We start from the raw sequence: 19595 nt of genomic DNA on the forward strand, positions 1-19595 counted from the left end.
TCAAAAGATGATTATGTTGAAAAATTACCGATATCAACAAAATGCATTCTAAATATCGAAGATCGTATATTAAAAAGTATGATTATGTTTCAGTTATCAATCTTTATATAAAAATATAAAATGATATTAACATTCTCTTTTTTCTTTGTATAATTTTATCTGAAATTAACAAAATAATGTTTAGAATAATAGAGATCTTATTTCGAATGCCCAATGAAACTGTTTAGAGAGAGGTTTATTCATGAAAAAAATCATTTCTTTTCTTATTTTACTTGTTTTCATAACAGGAAGTCCTACTGTTGGGATGCAAAAGGTATATGCGGAAGCCCATAATGATGGTTACTATACAATTCTTCTAAAAGAAGAACAAAATGTAGAAGATTTTATAAATCGTATAAAAAAATATAGTGGTCAAATTGATGTTGTTTATGATATTCCTGAAATTGGATTAGTTCAAGTTAAAGCTAAGAAAGAAAAAATTGAACAATTTAAAGCAGATCCATCTGTAGAAGAAATTAATTCTTCCACAAGTGTTGTTAAGCCTCAACAAATTTTAGAGGATACAGCTAAATCACAATTAACATCGACAGCTTCATCTTTATGGGACTTACAATGGGATGTTAAACAAGTAACTCATAATGGACAAAGCTATGAAAAATTTAAAGGTACTCATAATGTAGTTGTTGGAATAATAGATTCAGGTTTAGATGTGAACCATCCGGATTTGGCAAAAAATATAGTGGGTAAATCTAAAAATCTAGTTCCCCAAGGTGGTTTTAGGGGAGGAGAACAAGATGAAACTGGTGATATAAACTATCTTGAAGATAAGCGAGGACACGGTACACATACTGCAGGGCTTATTGCTGCAAATGGCTTAATGAAGGGTGTTGCACCAGAAGTAGGTATACGAGCATATAGAGTTTTTGGGGGGAAATCTGCTGAACCCGTATGGATTGCTAAAGCAATTATAGAAGCTGCCAAAGATGATGTGGATGTTATTAATCTAAGTTTAGGTTCTTATTTAATTGAAGGTACTATTTATTATAAAGAAGATTCATCTACAAAGGAATTAGCTGAAATTAAGGCCTATAAAAAGGCAATCCAATATGCAAAGAAGATGGGAAGTGTTGTTGTTGCGGCGGCTGGAAATGATGGGATTGATGTAACTGATTCTGAAGCCATGGATAAATTCCTAAAAGGAGAGGTTTTGAAAGAAGGCGTTACTTATAAAGGACAAGGATTAGATATTCCAGCTAGTTTACCAGGGGTTATTACAGTGGCTTCAACTGGACCGACGAACGAATTGTCATTGTTCTCCAATTATGGAGAGGGATTCAGTGATATTGCCGCACCAGGAGGGGATATAAGGTTTTTTAATAAATATGGAGATACATGGATGAAAGATGGGTGGTTTCAAAAAGAACAAGTAATAAGTACTAAACCAAATGGAGGATACGTATATGGTGTTGGAACTTCAACTGCTGCTCCAAAAGTATCTGGTGCTGTAGCATTGATTATTGATAAATATCATTTTAAAGATTTGCCCCAACAAGCTACAAGGCATTTATATAGATTTGGAGTAGATAAAACTTCAACGGAATCACATTTACTAGGAAAAGGTATACTTGACATCTATAATGCTGTTAGCAGATAGAGAAAAGAGCTTATATTTTAATCATATCCCTGTCAATTAGACAATAATAAAAAAAAATTTATGCCACGGCCTTTCCCCGATAGAATATCGAGGAAAGGCCGTGAAGTTTTTCTTGGAATTATTCTTGATTATAAAATGTGATATATTTTTGTATTGCTTCATAGGTCGCTTCATCTGTTTTTGGCCGCAATAAATACAAAGTCCCTGTTTTTTAATGAGAGAAGAATAATTTGATACATGCATTGTCAAATTAGTTCCCTCACCTAAAATCATTTCCTTTTATTTCTAACTGTTTTGCATAATTTTTCGATGTATATTGAAACTCTTGATCAGAATGTAGAAGAGTTTCAGAAGAACATTTGATTCCTGTCAATAGTTCTAATGTAGAAAGTACAAGTGCTAAATCATTTCTATGCGATAGCTTCCATATCACGATTTCATTGCTATACAAATCTAAGACAGCTGACAAATACGTAAACCCTTCTCCAATCCTTATATATGTACTGTCTCTTAATCATTTTACTGTCCTTATCCGCGTGACACTCTCCATTCAGATGATTTTGAAACACAATCGATGCTTTCCTTCTGTAAAAAGGACGTTTTTTCCAATAATAGAACGGGTGCCTAATTCATACATAAAACGTCTAACGTGTTTGTGATCCATATAAACTTCTTCCGGGATAAAGTGCGAATCATACATTTATATCTATAATCCGGATGTTTCCGATGGATAGATATAATATGTTCTTTATGCCATGCGTCTTTTGGGTGGTGTAAAGCCGCATGGGAGTGTTTTTTTTACAAGTTGTAGTAGTCAGGTTGGACACCTCGGCAATTTGTAATAAGAAACGAAGGGGATGGGATGTGCGAAGTCTATTGATAATCGCAAAACGTTCTTTCTTTAGGATCAGTCCTTCCCATGTAGATTTGGATTGTACTTTTTAAATATTTTACCTGTTCCTTCAAATAAGTATTTGCTTCTTCTACACCATTGAAATGCTTCCGATCTCATATACCATGTTAACCCTTAAGGGATTATTTTTTACTGTCTACCTAAATGGGATAATATTAGTTCAATGTTAGAATTTAAATTTTTTCATATAGTTTAAATATATTCTTTCAGGAATAAGAGTGGTGTGTAGTATAAAAAGAACAGTATTTTGTTTGAGACGAGTCTGTCCAAGATGAAATGAAGTTTATTCATCAACTATTGAGAATGGTAGTATGGGATTAGATTTCAATAGAAATATATATATCTTTCAAGTAAGTAAAGAAATTATTTACACTATTACCTATGACTTGTGAGGTGGTAAATATTCTTGGAATTTTGGTAATTTAAGAATATTTACTTATTTTGGTGCTGCTTGGAAACGAGCAAAAGGTGTTACAAGGCTTCCGATAGAAATGTTTATTTAATAAATTTAATCAAATTTTTTAACAAGTAAATAGAAAAACATAAGAAGCTCAAAGAACAATTTCTATGCTTAAAGCTTTTAGCAGGCTTCAAGTTTAGTTGAGTGAAACATATAACCAGTGCTTTATAATTCGTTGTCATTTGGAATGTGGTTAAGTGCAATTGAAATTAACAGTAATGCATAAAGAGAAAAAGTGATTCACGTTTCCATAGAGAACAGAGGACGCGAATCACTATAGATATTTTTATTTAGATTATGTTATTTATACTATATCTCCAATTTTTTTATTCCACATCCATACAGATAAACTGAATAATAATAGAACTATCATCGAAAATATAAATACATAATTTAAATTAAATGCTCCTCCTAGAATAGAAAAAGCGACTTGTGAGGTTTGGAAGAATATAATATTTACTGGTGTGAATACATACATACAAACGATTAACAATGCGATACTTCCCAAAAATGTTAATATTGGTTTTTGGACAATCAAACTTAGTAATGAGATTGCTGCAAGTAATGCCATATGAACTACTAACATAATTAAGTAAAATTTTAAATTGTATACGGTGGAATATAGGGAATTTAGATTCTCAGTTATATTATAATAGGTTGTATAATTAACCTTAGGTAGAAATAAATATCCAATTAAAGCATTTGTGAAATACGTACATATAAGCATTCCTAAGTAAATGATTGCAAGAGAGATCCATTTACTTGCTAATAATTTCCATTTTTGTGATTGTCGTAATAAAATCATTTTATACGCACCAGAATCAATTTCAGAACTTAACGATTCGGAAAAAAATAACGGTAATAGAATAAATATTAAAAGGGCATTATATTCACCCATTTGTGTTACTGGGTAATTAAGGCTATTTAAGGGCAGTTCTACTCCATCGACAATATAAGTAGAAAATTTCCATCTTAGTTGACATAAATAAAAAAATATTATTGGAAAAACAATAGAGATTGCAAACAGTATTTTCGTGCTTTTTCTGGAAAAAATTCTTTCAATCTCCGACAAAACTAATCTTTTCATGAGGTCTATACTCCTTTTTAATCAAGATAATCTGTATTTGTAAATGATATATAAGATAAAATTTTAAAAATCACAAGCGTAACGATTAAAGTGTATATAAAAACATTTGACACACCAGCAGCAAAATAAGCTGCTCCTTTAACTTGCGTAAACAAAAGAGATAAGGATTCGTACTTTAGTGCTGTGGGATGATTATCTGGATACTCTTGAACGAAATAGCCTATAACCACATAAAGTAATATGTTGGTGAATAAAAAACCTAAACTTAAGCCAATTACTCCAGTAATTGATTTGCATTTTAAAGAAATAAATTCAATGATGCTTCCAAAAGTAATTAAGCTCATATAAGCTAACAAGTAATATTTAAAAGAAAAGATGATAATGTCTTTCATATCGTAAAGTCCATCTTTAAAAAATAATGCAGATTCATGTAATTTTGGTAAAGCTATTAATCCAATAAAATAAGAAATCAAAAATTGAAGTAATAGTATTAAAAATACATTGAGTGCTAAAACTAAAGATTTTACTAGGTATAATTTTTTTATACTAATTCCTCTTGTAAGGGCCATTCTTAAATAACCTTTTCGATACTCTTCGTGAAAGCTTAATGCACAAAAAGTAATTACTATGGCATTAAAAGCAGTGAAAAGCATCTCTTGTAAACTTGTTATATGAAAATTCAAATTTGAGCTGAATGCTACATCAATCGGTTTTACTGAATTATTTGTTGTTAATGAGAATTTGAGTGATAGTAATACAATTATTGGTATACATAAGAAACATAGTACATTTATCTTCTTGAACCAAAATTTTTCTAGTTCATATATAAAAAGAGATCTAAACATTAAATCCTCCTATTAAGGTAACTATAATTTATTAAAGTTTATAAATATATGCGATATTTATGACATTAATTCTATAAAAACGTCTTCTAAATTTTTCTTATCATCTACGGAATTCATAAGAGTTGTACTCTTGCCTGTCCATTTTATATTTCCTTCCTTGATAAAAACGTATTTACTACATATCTTTTGAAGCTCATCTAAAAGATGGCTTGAGATGAAGAATGTAATTCCAAAATTTTTTTTAAGATTTAGTATCAATTCTCTCAAATCTTTCATCCCTAGTGGATCCAGACCATTAGAAGGTTCATCTAGTATAATTATTGATGGATTATTGAGTAATGCTTGAGCAATACCGAGTCTTTGCTTCATTCCTAGCGAATAAGTTTTTACCTTGTCACCTGCTCTATCCCTCAAACCTACAAGCTCTAATACTTCTTCTACTTTTTCTTGTTGTTCTTTTCGGTTCATTCCATGATTCAATCTTGCAAGATTTTTTAAATTTTTTCTTCCTGACATATACTCGAAGAATACAGGGATTTCTATAATAGCCCCTATTCCTAATAATGCCTTTTCCCTATTTTTTGTTACATCCATTCCATTGACAAGTATACGTCCTTGATCAGGTTTTATTAATCCTGTTATCATTTTCATAATAGTTGTTTTCCCAGCACCGTTTGGCCCTATGAATCCACAAATGTCCCCCTTTAGGATTTCAAAATTAGCGTTGTTAATTACTGTTCTTTTACTAAGAGATTTATTAACAGCCTTTACTTCAATTTTTGTTTCTAACATTTTTTACATCCTTTCCTATGTATATTAAATAACGTAAAACTTCATATGTTTTTGGAAAATAATTCATATGTATATATAAACACACAAAAATCAACTTTTTATCAACTTTACAAAATTTATTAATTTTAACTTATAATATACAAATATTATATATAATATATAATTGAATAGTTATCTCATCTGTAATTATTTGGAGTTAAATACAATGTATGGTGAAAAGGCAAGCTAATTCTATACCTGTTATAAATTTGAGAATTACTTGTAGCTTATTCAAGGAATATTAGAAGTTTTAAAATGGTATGAGAGGTGCAATGATTGATGAATGGAAAAGTACTCATAGTAGATGATAATAAAGACATTATTTCATTTATAAAACCTGCTCTTGAAGCGGAAGGATTTATAGTCGACTATGCTACATCTGGATTCGAAGCTTTAGAAAAAGTCAATAAAGAATTAAGTGTAATTTTACTAGATGTTATGCTTCCGGATATGACTGGTTTTGATGTTTGTAGACAAATTAGACGGACTGTAAGTTGTCCAATTTTATTTTTAACAGCTCGAAGTCTTGAACAAGAAAGAATTAAAGGTTTTTTAGTAGGCGGAGATGATTATATTACAAAACCATTTTCCCTAAAGGAACTTATACTAAGAATGAGTGTTCATATACGAAAAGAATTGAAAGAAGGAACAGAAAAAAAACATAAAAAGCTGGCATTCGAGGAACTTGTAATTGATATCATAGCAAAAAATGTTCAAATAAATGGTCAAACAGTTGATCTTACTAAAAAAGAATATGAAATAATTGAATTATTATGTACGCACTCTGGACAGGTGTTCTCTAAAGAACAAATCTTCGGAGCTGTATGGGGCGTTATGAGTGAAAGTGATGTGAATACAATTACAGAGCATATTAGAAGAATACGAGCAAAATTTCACTCCTATAGTTTAAATAATAACTATATTAAAACAGTGTGGGGGTTAGGATATAAGTGGGAGTGTTAACATATGTAAATAAGAATTTAAAAATAAAAACACAGTTTCTATTGTTTTTCTTTTTAAGCTTTATAGTTTCAGTTATACTGTCAATCTGCCTTCTTGGTTTTCTTATGTTCTCATTCGATAACAAAAAAAAGGCATACATTATTGAAAATTATGCAGTATTAAATATAGATAAAATTTTTAATTCTGACTTTCAAGTGGAACTAAATAAACAAATTCCTAATGAAGGTTTTGAGTATTGGGTAGTATCTAAAGAGAAAGATATATTGTATTCTTCTGGAAATAAAGATTCTTTACCAGAAAACGTAAAGATTAGTTCTAGGACGTATTATATGAAAGAATATAATAACAATAAGATATATGGAGTATCTTTCAAACCATTATTTGATGGAGAAATATATAAAGGTGGCATAGTTTTAAGGTATACAAGTAATGCTTTTGTAGAAATGAATGTTATTAATAGTCTTATAAGAAAGACAAATTATGACTTCTTTTTTATCTTTTTTATTATCCTACCTACTTTTATTTTATGTCCTTTTAGTATAGTTTTTATTTTTTCTATAATATTTTCTAAGGGTATAAATCGACCCTTAAAAGAAATGATTGATGTGAGTAATCAAATTAGGAATGGCCGATTAGATGTTACAATAAATACGTCTTATAATAATGAATTAGGTCAAGTCTTGAAGTCATTTGAAGATATGAGAGGGGCTCTTCAATCTTCATTGAAAAGACAATGGATTATGGAAGAACAGAGGAAGGAGATGATTCTCTCTCTTACTCATGATATTAAAACGCCAATAACTATTATATGTGGACATCTAGAATTACTTTCAGGTTCTTATACTAAACTATCAAAAGATCAAAAAGAAACGTGTATGAAAACCTTACTTAATAATGCAGAGCGAGTAAGAGTTATGATTCATGAGTTAAATGAAATTTGGGATTTAGAAAGACCAAATTTCACATTAAACATTCAAAATATAAATTTAGAAGAGTATATTTCAGACATTAAAGGAAATTTTTCATATATATGTGCTGAAAAAAATGTGGGATTTTATATTTTCTCATCATTTAATAATGAAGAAAGTTTCGCTTTTGACCGTTTTAGAATGAATGAAGTACTTGAGAATATCTTATCTAATTCATTAAAATACATAGAAAATGATGGGGAAATATGGCTGGAAGCATATTGGGAAAGTAGCAATTTATTATTTAAAATGTCAGATAACGGAAAGGGGTTTACTGAAGAAGTTTCTCTCATATTCAACAAATATTATAAAGGAAATGAAGATTGTATATACAAATACAGTTCTGGATTAGGTCTCTATATTTGTCAGCTAATTGTTGAAAGACATAATGGAAAGATTACAGCGTATAACAACATCAAAGGTGGTGCTACTATTGAAATTTCGTTACCATTGAAACATTCAGGGGATACAACTTGAAACCGTTAATTTATTATTTTATTCTAATAAATTAAATAGAATGCTTCCGAGGGATCTGGGCTATAAAAAGGATTCTTAGCTATCACTATCTAAGAATCCTTGTACTTTAGTTGAAATAGTTTCAGAATATAGGGTTTTCAAAATTTAGATTTGTGGGACCTTCTAATAAAATGCGATTCTTTTTACTACGCGTTAACGGGACAGTAGGATCAACAATTCCTAAATTCATTTCTTTAAACCATACTTTACCTGATCCCCTTAAAGCAATACCTAGAGATAAGGTATTACAATCTTTTGGTACATCTAAAACTACATGATATTCTTTCCAAGAGGTTGTTCCAAATAATGAATGCGGGTAGAGGTTATCAAAACCAAATAAATCTAGAGTGTCACTTTCAGCTCTGATCCATAAACCTGCATAGGAATTAACGTGTTCCCCCATTAGTATTCCTGAGAATTTAACCCGGTTACCTGAATACAACTTCTCATTCAAAAAAGTTAAGACTGTACCATAACCTAGAGTATCTTTTTCTGTAGAATATAGACATCTAGAAGCTTCATATTTTGTAATATTTTCAGTGCATAGAATGTACTTATTAGGATTCTGACCAGCTAATATCCATGTAGATATTTCTGTGATATGCATATATATTCCCCCTGCTATTTATATCTAAAAACAATCAATAAATTTAATATAAGTATAACAGTGTTAAAATTACTTTTTTTGATATTTTTTGCTTTCTTGTTTTTCGTATTATCAATAAAAAAGGGGTTAAAGTACGTCATTTAGGATAATTGGTGAAAGTATTAAAAGTTCTTTAGTTGAATAAGAGAATGGTTAGATTATTTTGGAGTGTGTAAAAAGTTAGATGTTTATTGCAATTGTTAGAAAAAATAAAATTCAACATCACATGTATCATCACTAGTATAGAATTAATAAACAAATGTTGTTCAATGTTTAAATGTGATTATATTAATAATTCTGTATACAAGAAAAAGAGACTAATTTATGTACCAATTAAAATAGAAATTGTTCAGATAATTAGGTTGAAGTGATTAGAGAAGAGGATAAAAAGTTTTTGAGAGAACATCACTTTAAAACCTAGAATATTATATGAGAGGTTGAAAGTGATGTGTGTTACGGATAATGAAAAGTTTACAACTTATTATTAAGAGTATGATGTAAAGAAAGATTGTATAAAAGGTGCGCACTCTATAGCGGTACAGCATCTATTAGAATGTTAGTTAAAAACATCAGTTTAAAATGAAATGTGGCAGTACCGCAAATTGGGAAAGATTAATGTTAGTAGTGGTTTTTGTTTTTTGATACATCTTACTAAAATAAACAAGTGGAAAGTGCTTTCAGAAAAAAATGAAAACACTTTTTGTGAAATATTTGTTTATTTAAAATGGTATAAATGTAATCAAATTAAATATCTTGTTAATCGACAATTATTTGCAAACAGCTTAATACTGTATACTATAGTTTCAAATTTTTTATAAAGCAATGTACCTGTATGTAGTGAGGTTTTATAGCTCATATTCTGTAGAGTTATTGATGATTTTTTTTTCTTTATGTAAAGAAATCACTTTTGAATAATTAGATTTCTCTATAATAAAATGATTTAGATGTTTTTCTAATTCTTGTATAAACGCTGTTGGGTTTTCAAAAGTATCTTGTAACGCCAAGTTTATGAGTTTTGATTTGGAATTCCCTGTATTCATCATATTTACGAGCTCATTCTCTTTGTTGCTATAGGTAAACATAGCTAATAATGATTTTTGAATTCTATAATTTTTATTCTTGAGGGTTTGTATGGTTAGATCCTGTTCGTTTAATTTATCTCGTAATTTATCATTTTCTTCTTCTAATTGTTGGATTTTGTTAGCGATAGTATATAGATGTCTGTCATATGGTTCTAGATATTCCCACAATACATCTTTGTTTCTTCCACCATATCTATCAATTAATTCTTTAATGTTAATTAAGTCGAGTTCTACTGATTGAGAAATAGCTAATTTTTGAGTTTGTAGTGTATTAACTGTATCGACTAGCTGTCTTCCAATACGATTCTTCTTTTTCCAGAAGTCATAACTTGTGTTTATAGGGAATTTACCTTGTTCATACAAAGCAGTAGCATACTCCCAAATAAGTTTGTATTTTATTTTTGGATAGGGGTTGTATTCTTCGTCATATTCTCTTATTAAATTTAATAACTTTTGCTTAAGTTCTTCTGTAAGAGCATATTTTTTGGGTCTGCCAGGTCCTTTATTTAAGTTCATCAATCTCCACTCCTAATAGATATTGTAACCTCGCGATAGAAGTTTTATCGTATTCTATTTTTTCTAAAGCTGTTCTTAGCTCAGTTTTTAATTCCGGATTAATTTCTCCTAACTCATCTAAGTGGTGCAAATTATATAACCCTACTAAGTAATTAATCTTTTTTTGGAGACTGTTATAAATTACGCTAATCTCTTTAATAATCAATTCTCTATTTTTTTGTAAATCATGTAGTGATATGCCCCAATGTTTGCAGAAGTAACATCCTGTAAAGTTCCAATTAAATGAGGGGCAGGGCATTGTTATGTCTTTACAATAACCAAGGTTTAATTCAATAAAATTAAAGGGTGTATTATGACTGTTGTTAGTCATTTCATTATAAGTAATATCATCATATAGTTTTTCGTATTCTTGTATACCTTGCGGTGAAACAAAACTTTCTGTTTTCTGTAATATAAATTCGTTTGTTAATCTCTGTATGTCTGTGTTAATCCAAAATTTCATATGGTTTCCATAAGAATATTGTGTATTAAGGTCGAAATGGCCTGCCAGTCTCTCAATCTCGACTCGATCATACCCTTGCATCATCAGTGATACGATAGCTATATGTCTTAAATCGCCGGGTTTAAGTTGATTGTTAATCTCTAAGTTGTATTCGCCTTTAATAATTTCGGTATAAAAACATTCAATTAACTTTTGTAAATAATCTCGAGTAAAGATTTTCTGTTCATAGTTTATAGAGCTCTTTATATTCTTTAATGTTAATTCCTTAAAGGCTTCGAAAGATATTAGGTACTCGGATGATCCATACTCTGATGTTAGCCATAAGTACTGCCTAATTTTACTCTGTAATTCTTTTGGAATCGGTAATGTGTCATATGTTAGTTCTGTTCTATTTTTTTTATTCCGTTTTTGTTTAAGACGAGGAAAGGTTAGTGTATTCCCCGTAAGAGAGAGACAATCTCTCTTAATTAAACAAAACTCACTAGGTCGCATTGGTATAATAGATGTTATATCCCACCATAAAATGATTGGGAGAAATTTAGTCAGTGTACTGGATTTTAATTTGTCTGTTATCTTGTCTTGATGGGTGATAAAAAAATACTCTATACAGTCTTTAAAGCTTAAAATGTCTTTGGGTGGAGGCAAATCACGATTGCTTTTAGATGTTTTTATTTTAGCTCTTTCATTCTCTAGTGTTTGAATGTAATACGGATCTATAGAGAGATTTGTATAAAATTTTGAAAAGCTAAGAAAGCTACTTATAAACCGTATCATAGTTTCTGGAGCGACGGTTTTGGTTGCATAGTCATTACTTTTAGAATTTTTTCTGCTATAGATTTTACCAGAGTTAATCAATTGGATTAATTTTTCGTAGTTCGTTTGAAACCCTTTTGTTAGTCGACAAATAGAATATAGATTGCTAAAAAGTTTATATGTTACTGAGGGGGACTTAGAATTTAGATGTAAAATAATCCAACATTTTAAAGCTAGTATACATTCACTAACTACTAAATTACTATTAAACTTAAGCAATGGTTGAAAAGATTCAAAGTTGAAATAATAAGTTTGACCATTAACTAATTCAGCGAATGACCAGATGTTACTTTCGAAATCTTTTGTTTGGTTAAAAGATTTTATATCGAAATACTCGTTAAATAATTGTTGAGCCTCTATAATATTTTTATTAATATCAAATGCATTATCAAGGGTTGAAAGGTCTTCTAAAACTTTATGATTAATTTTTAACAAGCGAATCCTCCTCCGCTATGCAATTGTATTTAATAGATACCGTCTGTCAAATATTTTTTAGTCTTTGGTAATTGTTGAGAAAGAAGCGAGAATTTCTCTTTGCCACCTTCAACAAAATCATATATTAAATCACCAAACTGTAGTTTAGCTGATTGAACTTGTAGCCAGAGCAAGTAGAAATGATTGGCCATTTTTTTCTTTTCTCCTTCTTTAGCACTATTAAAATGAGAAATTATATGATGAATTCCTTTTAGATACGTGTCCATTAAATTTGATAAGGCATATACATTAACAATAGAAAATGGACAACAGGTGCAGTCTCTATTACTGGTTATATCGTCATATTTGCATCGGGAAAAGACACATTGGTAATATTCTTGTTTAGAATATAATGTATTGGCCGTTGCTTGAGAGAGTAGATGTTGAATTTCCTCTTTTTTTAAGCCGTTTATTAAATCTATAACTTCCCATTGTTCAGTTGCTAGACGATCTATAAGACCAGAAGAAACCTCTATTTTTTGAACATCACCAAACCTCTTTGTTAACTCTAGCATTTTTTGTGTTTCTACATTTTTTTCAATATTTAATCCATCAAATAATTTGTTGGTTAATAGCTGAGTTATATAGCCGAAGGAATTCCTTTCAAAGATTTGCTCTATTAAATGAGTAAGTTGCTTTTCATCTAATTTAATGTAGTGCATCGTTGAATTTTCATTAAAGTGAGACCTTGAGACCCTAGCGGCGTTTAAAGATCTTAATACTGACCAAATCAAAGTAGTAAGCGTACGATTCATTTTTCGGTTAGAAAATTTAAATTCATGTTTGAAATGTTTAAAAAAGACTTTATGTGCTGTATGTCTTGGTTGAACTATATGACGAGTTTTAAGCCATATTAAAGCACCTACATCTTTTGGTGGAGTCTTAGGCACAGTGTTTTTTTGATTTGAACTTGGAGTAACGATATGATAAGTATTTGCGCGTAATTGACAAATACTTATGGCTGTTGCAAAAGCGATTTTCAAAGGATCGGCAATCCGAAAAATACTGTCTGCGCCAGTTTTGTGGATTTTTTTTACATAACGACCTACTTGGAAGATTATAGAGTTGGAATCATCTATTGAAGGATTATTTTGTTTTAACCAATCTAGGTCTGTAATAGAAGTATTCGATAAGTCTATTTCTGGAATTTGAGTTATAACTGTTGCATGGCGCCAATTATTTGTAAGTTGTATTAATATGTATAGCCAATAACTATCATAATTACAGTATTTGTTTCCTTTAAGCAAAGATTCAACATCTTGAATTGCAGTAAGTTTGTGTATAGATAAGTCATTGACAAATCTATATAAATCTTTGTACTCTTCATAAGTATATCTAGATAAATCTACATTACGTTGGTTTAAAAAGTGATTAGGGTTAGTGAGTTTGTCGAGTGTGTAAGGCGCTTTTTGTGTAACCTCATAAATAGAATCGTAAACTTCTCTGCAAAAATGATATAGGATGCGCTGGTAAGTACGAGGTATGTTTGATTTTTCTTCAAAAAATAATTTGTTTAGGGATGATACAGAATAACTATAGATTTCTTTGGTTAATAAATCTGCTAAATGGAAACTTGTTTTTGAGAGTTGGTTAATGTAAATGCTAATATTTGAATTTTTGGTAGCGTGTAATTGCTTTCGAACATATTGAAACCATAGGTCTTTAGTTCGTATTAATTTTCTTGAGAAAGAAATTTGTAAAATTATCTCTGTTTTGTAAATGAACTCTTTAAAAGGGTCGGCCATTTCGATACTAATTAGGTTTTTGCTGTTTTTACGATCTAATAAGTATTCGTGAACATCTTCTTTCCGAAACAAATTCTTACTGCCATTGTATCTTTTTAATACACCCATCAATATAGAGGGACACTCAGTCGGTTGAATGTTGTTTCTGGGTATATAGGAATATAAAAAATTTGAAGTGTAACCATCATTGTCCATAAGTAATTTGATTTCTTGGATTGTGTAATATTCTTGCTTATATTGACGTTTTAGAAGGGTTTGTTTTTCGATTAATTTATGAATTTCATCTTTTAGAAAAAAGTAAATTAAACTTGTTTTATCTTTATTGAATTTGTATTGTAATATTTCTACGGGCTTAATGTTATAGCTATCTAATACAATATTTATGTAATCACTGCTGAGTGAAAGGTAATCCATTACTTGCTTCTTTGTATAATACTTTTCCCTATACTCAATATATTTGTCATTGCGCTGAGCGTAACTGCCATTTCCTCCGCTGGTAATTCCTTTTCTATATGTCTGTAAGTATTGGTAATCGTTTTTTGAAATAAATTTGCCATCGTGGCTACTGCCATAAAGCGTATATATTTCTATATTAATGTTAGGTAAGAGGGTGACTAAGTTGCTTCGCCTCATAGATAATTCATTTAATACTTTGTTGATACTCACATGTTGCTCAAAAAAATTAATGACTTTCTCACGAAGAAAAACATGGTGTTGAGGCTGAGGTGTATTTTTGAAATATAAAGGTATTGTAAGTTCCGTGTAACCCAATAAGCTATTCAAATTGTGTTTTTGAATGTTGTTAATCACACTTAGTAATGCCCGGCGTGGAAAAATTTTTTTTGATTTTTTATCTATAGAGCTTATTCTTAATAAATCATATCCAGTAATGTATTTATCGTCGGTTATATACTTTTCAATGAATTCTAGTGGAATAAAAATATCTTTGTATATTGTGTTGAATTTATGTAGAGGAATATTATGTGTTTTACATAGTTTTCTTAATGTTTGAGGAGAAATATTACAGTTATCCATTATTTGTTTACCAGACATGTGTTTCGCTAGGTAGGCAGAGTCTTCATGTTGATTCAGAAAAAGTTTTGTATCATTTGTCTCCCAAACATCTAGAATATTTGCAGTGGCTAAATGTCTTAGTGTTTGTGTATACAGGTATTTTGAAAAAAAAGGTGCGGATGGGTTTAAGCCAATTCTTTCTGCAAATTGGTCGCTACTAATTACAGCTTCTTTAATCTGTAAGTCCTGTGTATCTGTTATCTGTATTAGCAAAGTGCATGACATCCTTCCATGTTTTATTTAATTCGATTTCTTCAAATTCATAGGATGAATAAATAGATTTAGGAGATATAGTATCAATTGCATGTATAATGCTACTTGTTGCAGTTAAAATATCGGTGTAGTCTAACATTGCTTGAGGTGATCTATCTCCTCTTAAGATAGCAGTTTGTACAGCACTATAACCAGCATCTAAGCAAAGGTTAGTAAAGGCACCACGTCCGATGTGTGTACTCCATTTTGTTTCACGAAACTCTTTAAAATCTTCATATCGCCCATTTGTATTTTTTAACATTCCTAAGTAAAAACGTTTCAAATTATTAAATGTATTTCGGTAAGTATGAGTCTGCATTGCTTCCCCACGACTATTAATAAATAAAGCTAAATTACTTTTAAACTTACTTTTCCTTTTCATTGAATGATGCTTTTTATTCAGCCAATCTAAATGTTTTTTGTATAAGTAAGGAACAAGTGGATCTAGTAAAACAGCTTGATCCCGTGGACGTTTCACTTGGTTGTTACTTTGAGGAGAATATAAAGGAAATAGATTTGGTTGTCTATCTCTAATATTTAAAATTAATCCTTTTTCCCCATATTGTGAGTTATTTTGAGATAGTACAGAATTTATATCAAGGTTCATACATTCGGCTGCACGTAAACCACCGAATATCTGTAAGCAAACTGCAAATGCTATATGAGGAAACTCTATTTTCGCTATCATTAAAAATTCTCTTATTATTTTTAAACGTATGGCTTGTTTTTCTTGTGGTGTTGTCCACTTTTGGGTTAGGAAATCTTTTTTCTTAATTACGTTAAGGTCATAGTCTTGTTGTTTGGGCTTCTTATAATAGAGATTTACATTGAAGGTACTTGTTTTTCTGTATGATTTGTTATGACTTAAACTGTTGGAATGGTTTGGTTTATTTATTGGAGGTGTATTCTTTAAAACTTTTTTTTGGATTCCAAAAAAGTAATAAAAATGTAGAAGGTAATGTTCTTTTCGTTTAACAGTATCTCTTAGATTTCCTTTTTCTCCACAATACTCGAGAAAAGATTCCATATGGCATAATTGTAAATCAGCGATACCCCTAATTTCTTTAAATATCGAATGACCGCTCCTCTTTTGATTGAGTATATAGTTAAGAAATTGTACCAAGGTATCTGCAACGGCTTTTTCGCTGTTTATTGAACCTGATTCATTATAGTACTTTTTATCAAGGAAGTCTGTGACTGGGTGAGGGACTACAATCTCCTCTTCTATCAGAAGGCCAATTATATATCGACTATCTGAAATGTATTCATTGCCTTTCTTTCGGTATATGGGCACTTCTCTTTTAACGAATTTTATTGTATCTCCATTAGACCATAAATCCATATGTTCACCTCATCCTATTTTATAGTTAAATGTTTTAAAAGAATTTGCCCCAATTCTAAGGATGATTTAATTCTAAGAGTACGTTGCATTAATTTTAGCACAATTCTTACAAAAGGGGCGTAAAAAAAATCCCCTATACAGATTGCCTCTAGAAGGAATTCTTTAAAGAAATGATAGGGTTCTATAACTCGCTCTTTTTTGTTGGGATATGTACTTGATCATATCATAATAGGTGACCATAAATTCGTGAGTTTAAAGGAAAAAGGTCATATTTAAGACTATTCTTTTTACTTATTTTGTTTTATAATGTGATTTATGAGTTTTTTGTAGAAAATTATCTACAAAAAGGATGCAGATATAAAAAAACGTACTGTTTTTATAAATATAAAGTAAGAAAAATGAGTCCGTGAAAATAAGAAGGGAAGATAAATGATATGTTTGGATTTGGTGGATTTACTCGCGATCTTGGAATAGACTTAGGAACGGCGAACACGCTTGTATATGTGAAAGGGAAAGGTGTAGTTTTACGTGAACCTTCAGTAGTAGCATTACAAACTGATACGAAACAAATCGTTGCGGTAGGTAGCGATGCAAAACAAATGATTGGTCGTACACCAGGAAACGTAGTGGCACTTCGCCCTATGAAAGATGGTGTAATTGCTGATTACGAAACAACAGCAATAATGATGAAATACTACATTCAACAAGCTCAAAAATCAAATGGATTCTTCTCACGTAAACCATATGTAATGGTATGTGTACCATCTGGTATTACAGCTGTAGAAAGACGTGCAGTAATCGATGCGACTCGTCAAGCTGGTGCTCGTGATGCTTATCCAATCGAAGAGCCATTTGCAGCAGCAATTGGTGCAAACTTACCTGTTTGGGAGCCGACTGGTAGTATGGTTGTTGATATCGGTGGTGGTACAACAGAAGTTGCAATTATTTCTTTAGGTGGTATTGTAACAAGTCAATCAGTTCGTGTTGCTGGTGATGATATGGACGATTCAATCATTCAGTACATTAAGAAAAGCTACAACTTAATGATTGGTGAAAGAACAGCAGAAGCACTAAAATTAGAAATCGGTTCTGCAGGCGAGCCAGAAGGTATTGAGCCTATGGAAATTCGCGGTCGTGATTTAGTAAGTGGTTTACCTAAAACAGTACTAATTCAACCAGAAGAAATTGCAGATGCATTAAAAGATACAGTAGATGCAATTGTAGAATCAGTTAAAAATACGTTAGAAAAAACTCCACCTGAATTAGCAGCGGATATTATGGACCGCGGTATCGTATTAACGGGTGGCGGGGCATTACTACGTAACTTAGATAAAGTTATTAGTGAAGAAACAAATATGCCAGTTCTTGTTGCAGAGGATCCATTAGATTGCGTAGCAATTGGAACGGGTAAAGCATTAGACAATATCGACCTTTTCAAAACTGCTGCTCGATAATATTGCAAAATAAAAATCAATGAAATTAAGAGGGTGTGAACGTGCCACAGTTTTTCTTAAACAAAAGATTAATTGTTTTGTTAGTTAGTATTATTCTTCTCGTGGCATTGATTGGAATCTCATTGAAAGAACGGAACAGTTTATCATGGCCAGAGCAGTTTATAAAAGATACTGTCGGTGTTGTAGAACGTGTATTCCAAAAGCCAGCGAATTATGTTGCCGGATTCTTCGAGAACGTAGAAGATGTAAAGCGCACGTATGAAGAGAATAAAAAGCTGAAAGCAAAATTAGATTCTACCGCAGATTTATCTGCAGTAGTGAAAAATTTAGACGATGAGAATAAAAAACTACGAGAATTAACTGGTAAAGAAAAGTCCCGTGGTGATTATACGGAAGTACAAGCTAGTGTCGTTTCTCGTAATCCCGATAAATGGTACGATTTAGTTGGAATTGATAAAGGAGCACAGCAAGGGATCAAAAAAGATATGGCTGTTGTAACTCCGAAAGGTTTAGTTGGACGCGTAAAAAGTGTATCTCAGTTTACATCTTCAGTAGAGTTGTTAAGTTCGATGAGCCGAACAAACCGTGTTTCTGCTATTGTACAAGGACAAGAAAATATCTTTGGATTAATTGAAGGTTACGATAAAGAAAAACAACTACTTCTTTTCACAAAGATTAGCTCTGATGCAAAAGTAGAAAAAGATCAACTAGTTGTAACATCTGGACTTGGTGATATCTTCCCAAAAGGTCTTGCGATTGGGAAAATTGTTGATGTTCAGCCAGATCCATACGGTTTAACAAAAACAGCTTATGTAAAACCATCCGCTGATTTGAATGATGTAGAGCATATTATAGTTGCAAAACGTGATATGCCTACAGCGCCGTTAGAATAGGAGGGAGAGAAGAGATGATGACGATTTTAAAAAGAGCAGCTCTTCCTCTTTTGCTCCTTTTTGTTTTTTTATTTGAAAATATGTTCTCTACTGTTGTTCCAACAGACGTCTTTTGGAAAGGCAGTATAGCAGCACCGCATTTCTTTATAATTGTGTTATGTTTTATTACAGTGTACTATAGTCCGGTTCAAGGGATTTACTACGGACTATTATTTGGTTTCTTATTTGATACCGTATACACGGAACTTGTCGGTATATATATATTTGCTTATCCGATTTTAGCTTATTTAGTTTATAGTGTGATGAAAGTATTACAATTGAATTTATTTATTGTCGCTTCTATCGTACTGGCTGGCATTGCAGCATTAGAGTATTATGTGTATGGGTTTTTAACTTTGTTAGGACGTACTCACATGTCAGCATCTGTCTTTTTCACAGATCGTCTCCTTGCTACTTTATTGCTAAATGGAATTTTCTTATTAATAGTTTGTTTCCCACTGAGACGATATTTAGTGCGTCTTTCAAAAGCGATAGAAGAAAAAGAAAAAAGGATTTTCTAATTTTA

The 19595-nt window shown here is 31.0% G+C and carries 14 protein-coding genes and 2 pseudogenes; 7 read left to right on the forward strand and 9 right to left on the reverse strand.

Features of this window, described 5'->3' with window-relative positions:
• The first annotated feature begins 241 nt into the window (after positions 1–241).
• The gene (locus MR155_RS00400; RefSeq protein WP_242307535.1) at positions 242–1654 is read left to right on the forward strand and encodes a S8 family peptidase; all 1413 of its coding nucleotides are present in this window, start codon (positions 242–244) and stop codon (positions 1652–1654) included.
• Positions 1655–1772: 118 nt separating this feature from the next.
• Here MR155_RS00400 and MR155_RS00405 read toward each other — a convergent pair.
• The 4 genes and pseudogenes from MR155_RS00405 to MR155_RS00420 all read right to left on the reverse strand — a co-directional run.
• A pseudogene (locus MR155_RS00405) lies at positions 1773–2662 on the reverse strand (IS3 family transposase); the annotation flags it as partial.
• Positions 2663–3331: 669 nt separating this feature from the next.
• Entirely contained in the window at positions 3332–4114 is a 783-nt protein-coding gene (locus MR155_RS00410; protein ID WP_242307538.1) for a hypothetical protein, read from the reverse strand.
• Between the two features lie 17 nt (positions 4115–4131).
• On the reverse strand, positions 4132–4959 hold the full coding sequence (locus MR155_RS00415) for an ABC transporter permease (protein ID WP_242307540.1): 828 nt from the start codon (positions 4957–4959) through the stop codon (positions 4132–4134).
• Positions 4960–5016: 57 nt separating this feature from the next.
• On the reverse strand, positions 5017–5751 hold the full coding sequence (locus MR155_RS00420) for an ABC transporter ATP-binding protein (RefSeq protein ID WP_242307542.1): 735 nt from the start codon (positions 5749–5751) through the stop codon (positions 5017–5019).
• Positions 5752–6069: 318 nt separating this feature from the next.
• On the opposite strand from MR155_RS00420, the gene MR155_RS00425 reads away from it, so the two are divergent.
• The gene (locus tag MR155_RS00425) at positions 6070–6753 is read left to right on the forward strand and encodes a response regulator transcription factor (RefSeq protein ID WP_242307549.1); all 684 of its coding nucleotides are present in this window, start codon (positions 6070–6072) and stop codon (positions 6751–6753) included.
• Complete coding sequence (locus MR155_RS00430) at positions 6741–8198, forward strand: HAMP domain-containing sensor histidine kinase (RefSeq protein ID WP_242307551.1); 1458 nt, start codon at positions 6741–6743, stop codon at positions 8196–8198. Before MR155_RS00425 ends, MR155_RS00430 begins: the two co-directional genes overlap by 13 nt.
• A gap of 121 nt (positions 8199–8319) precedes the next feature.
• Here the strand turns inward: MR155_RS00430 and MR155_RS00435 are convergent, their stop codons facing one another.
• The 5 genes from MR155_RS00435 to MR155_RS00455 form a co-directional block, all read right to left on the reverse strand.
• Positions 8320–8844 carry an AraC family transcriptional regulator gene (locus tag MR155_RS00435; protein WP_242307555.1) on the reverse strand — a complete coding sequence of 175 codons (525 nt, stop codon included), beginning with the start codon at positions 8842–8844 and terminating at the stop codon, positions 8320–8322.
• Positions 8845–9728: 884 nt separating this feature from the next.
• Positions 9729–10481: a hypothetical protein gene (locus MR155_RS00440; protein ID WP_242307557.1), complete on the reverse strand. Its 753-nt coding sequence runs from the start codon at positions 10479–10481 to the stop codon at positions 9729–9731.
• On the reverse strand, positions 10468–12231 hold the full coding sequence (locus MR155_RS00445; protein WP_242307560.1) for a site-specific integrase: 1764 nt from the start codon (positions 12229–12231) through the stop codon (positions 10468–10470). Before MR155_RS00445 ends, MR155_RS00440 begins: the two co-directional genes overlap by 14 nt.
• Positions 12232–12260: 29 nt before the next feature.
• Positions 12261–15302, reverse strand: a complete 3042-nt coding sequence (locus MR155_RS00450; protein ID WP_242307564.1) for a hypothetical protein — start codon at positions 15300–15302, stop codon at positions 12261–12263.
• Positions 15262–16683: a hypothetical protein gene (locus MR155_RS00455; RefSeq protein WP_242307567.1), complete on the reverse strand. Its 1422-nt coding sequence runs from the start codon at positions 16681–16683 to the stop codon at positions 15262–15264. The genes MR155_RS00450 and MR155_RS00455 overlap by 41 nt, the downstream gene beginning before the upstream one ends.
• Before the next feature lie 210 nt (positions 16684–16893).
• Between MR155_RS00455 and MR155_RS32200 the strand changes: the two are divergent.
• The 4 genes and pseudogenes from MR155_RS32200 to mreD form a co-directional block, all read left to right on the forward strand.
• Positions 16894–16959, forward strand: a pseudogene (locus MR155_RS32200) (JAB domain-containing protein); the annotation flags it as partial.
• Positions 16960–17117: 158 nt separating this feature from the next.
• A complete protein-coding gene (gene mreB / locus MR155_RS00460) occupies positions 17118–18137 on the forward strand; it encodes a cell shape-determining protein MreB (protein ID WP_002015369.1) in 1020 nt (339 codons plus the stop codon).
• 41 nt (positions 18138–18178) lie between these two features.
• On the forward strand, positions 18179–19030 hold the full coding sequence (gene mreC / locus MR155_RS00465) for a rod shape-determining protein MreC (RefSeq protein WP_002138478.1): 852 nt from the start codon (positions 18179–18181) through the stop codon (positions 19028–19030).
• A gap of 14 nt (positions 19031–19044) precedes the next feature.
• Positions 19045–19590 carry a rod shape-determining protein MreD gene (mreD, locus tag MR155_RS00470; protein WP_002015371.1) on the forward strand — a complete coding sequence of 182 codons (546 nt, stop codon included), beginning with the start codon at positions 19045–19047 and terminating at the stop codon, positions 19588–19590.
• Positions 19591–19595 lie beyond the last annotated feature (5 nt).

It is taken from the genome of Bacillus cereus group sp. BfR-BA-01331 (assembly GCF_022663915.1).
GTDB lineage: Bacteria > Bacillota > Bacilli > Bacillales > Bacillaceae_G > Bacillus_A > Bacillus_A mycoides.